Origin of the sequence: Roseateles sp. (genome assembly GCF_046300915.1) — a bacterium.
Classification (GTDB): domain Bacteria; phylum Pseudomonadota; class Gammaproteobacteria; order Burkholderiales; family Burkholderiaceae_C; genus Kinneretia.
Map to the genome: position 1 here is coordinate 1 of NZ_JBKCLH010000022.1, position 2,510 is coordinate 2,510.

Genomic DNA, 2,510 nt, shown 5'->3' on the forward strand with positions numbered 1-2,510 from the left:
TGGCCGAGCCCTCGCGCGCCAGCGTCAGCTCCTCCATATCGTCGGCCGCGGCGCGTGCCTCGTCCTCGTCGGTCTCGTCCTCGCTGGCCCGGTCCAGCGGCACATGTTCGGTCCCGCTGCGCAGGGACGCGGGCTTGGAGGCCAGCAGCAGCGGCGCCCGCTGCGAGGCCGGCTTGGCCGGGCGGGCGCGGCGGCGCTTCGCGTGCTCCTGTTCTTGTTGCGCTTGTGACCCACCGCCCGCTGTTGCGCTGCGCGCCTGGCCCGTCGCCCCCGCCGCGGCCGCAGGCAGGGCCTGCAGCCACAGCCAGACCGGGGCCAGCAGCGGGGCCTCGACATCGAAGCTGCCATCGAAGCTGCCATCGATGCTGGCCAGCCCGGGCTCGGCCAGCAGCAGGGCTTGCAGGCGCGCCTCGGCCGCCCGCGCCTCGGGCGTGCGCAGCGCCACGGCCTCGGCGCGGCGCTGGGCCAGATGGGCCTCGCGCAAGCGCAGCCAGCGCGGCCGCAGGCCCGGGCAGCGCTGCAGGGCCAGCTGGCAGGCGGCCAGGTTGTCGCCGGCCCAGCGCCGCGCCGAGGCCGTGGCGCTGCGCACGCCCGAGGCGCGGGCGGCCGAGGTGCGCCTGCAAGCCCTGCTGCTGGCCGAGCCCGGGCTGGCCAGGATCGATGGCAGCATCGATGGCAACTTCGATGTCGAGGCCCCGCTGCTGGCCCCGGTCTGGCTGTGGCTGCAGGCCCTGCCTGCGGCTGCGGCGGGAGCGACGGGCCAGGCGCGCAGCGCGGCCGCGGGCGGCGGGCAGCAAGCTCAGCAGGAACAAGAGAAAGCGAAGCGCCGCCGCGCCCGCCCGGCCAAGCCGGCCTCGCAGCGGGCGCCGCTGCTGCTGGCCTCCAAGGCCGAGTCCCTGCGCAGCTGGAGCGAGCATGTGCCCCTGGACCGTGCCAGCGAGGACGAGACCGACGAGGACGAGGCACGCGCCGCGGCCGACGATATGGAGGAGCTGACGCTGGCGCGCGAGGGCTCGGCCAGCGCCGCACGCATCAAGTTCGACCTCGACCTGCCCAGCGCCAGCGCCGACGACCTGCCCCTGGGCGAGGGCGAGTCGCTGCCCGAATGGGACTGGAAGCGGCAATGCCTGCTGCCCGAGCACTGCCGGGTGCAGACCCTGGTGGCACGGCCCGGTGGTGCCGCCTTTGTACCGCCGGTCGCCCTGCGCCAGACCGCACGCCGCCTGCGCCGCCGGCTCGAAACCCTGCGCAGCGCGCCGCAGTGGCAGCGCGGCTGCAACGAGGGTGAGGTGCTCGATCTCGATGCCTGGGTGCGGCATCTGGGCGGCCTGCACGCCAGCAGCAGCCCCGAGCCGCAAGTCTGGGCCCGGCGCCAGCGCAGCGAGCGCAGCCTGGCCACCTTGCTGCTGGCCGATCTGTCCCTGTCCACCGACGCCTATGCCAACAACGAGCAGCGGGTGATCGATGTGATCCGCGATGCGCTCTATGTCTTCGGCGAGGCCTTGCATGGCTGCGGCGACCCCTTTGCCATGCTGGGCTTCAGCTCGGTGCGGCGCAGCCAGGTGCGCATCCATCAACTCAAGGGCTTCGAGGAAGCCTGGTCCGGCCCGGTGCAAAGCCGGGTTGGCGCGATCAAGCCTGGCTACTACACCCGCATGGGCGCGGCGATTCGCCTGGCCACACGCCGGCTGCAAGAGCGCCCCGAGCGCCTGCGCCTGCTGCTGCTGCTGACCGACGGCAAGCCCAATGACCTCGATGTCTACGAGGGCCGCTGGGGCATCGAAGACACGCGCGAAGCAGTGCGCGAGGCGCGCCGCGCCGGCCTGCAGCCCTTTTGCCTGAGCATTGACGAGCAGGCCCAGGACTATCTGCCCCATCTCTTTGGTCACCAGGGCTGGGCCCGCGTGGCCCGCCCGACCGAACTGCCGCTGCGCCTGGCCGGGGTCTACAGCAGGTTGACGCGCGGCGTCTGAACTGGGCAGCAGGGGCTGTGGGCTTGAGCGATGTCAAGTGGCCGGGCGCGGGCCGTCTCGACAATCGAGCTCTCGACAAGAACCCCAAGAACGGAGCCAGGCCATGGACATGCGCGCGTTTGATCTACCTCGTTACCTCTCTGTGCTGCCCTTGTTCACCGATCTCAGTGCTCCGGAGCTGGCACGGCTGGCGAAAGGTTGCAGCCTGCGTCGTCTGACGCGCGGCGACCCGGTGTTCCGCGTTGGCCAGCCCTGCGAAGAGTTCCACGTCACCGTCACCGGGCAGGTCAAACTCTTTGCCATCTCGCCGGCGGGCCAGGAGAAGGTGATCGAGCTGGTGGGGCCGGGAAACAGCTTCGCCGAAGCCCTCATGTTCACCGGCAGGCCCTACATCATCAATGCCCAGGCCCTGACCGACACCTTGCTGCTCTCGGTATCCAAGCATGCGGTGCTGACCGAGATCGAGCACGACAGCCGCTTCGCCCTGCGCATGCTGGCGGGCATCTCACGCCGCCTGCACGGCCTGGTCCATGATGT

General features: G+C 71.6%; 2 protein-coding genes and 1 pseudogene. 2 read left to right on the forward strand and 1 reads right to left on the reverse strand.

Going from position 1 to position 2,510, the window contains the following annotated elements; all coding sequences use genetic code 11:
* Positions 1-589, reverse strand: a pseudogene (locus ACK5F2_RS01320) (hypothetical protein); the annotation flags it as partial.
* Between ACK5F2_RS01320 and ACK5F2_RS01325 the strand changes: the two are divergent.
* Both ACK5F2_RS01325 and ACK5F2_RS01330 read left to right on the forward strand, forming a co-directional pair.
* Positions 546-1,973, forward strand: a complete 1,428-nt coding sequence (locus ACK5F2_RS01325; RefSeq protein ID WP_409862225.1) for a nitric oxide reductase activation protein NorD — start codon at positions 546-548, stop codon at positions 1,971-1,973. The pseudogene ACK5F2_RS01320 and the gene ACK5F2_RS01325 sit on opposite strands and share 44 nt — an antisense overlap.
* 103 nt (positions 1,974-2,076) lie before the next feature.
* Positions 2,077-2,510 (forward strand): Crp/Fnr family transcriptional regulator (locus tag ACK5F2_RS01330; protein WP_409862226.1); only part of this gene is annotated, 434 nt, incomplete at its 3' end.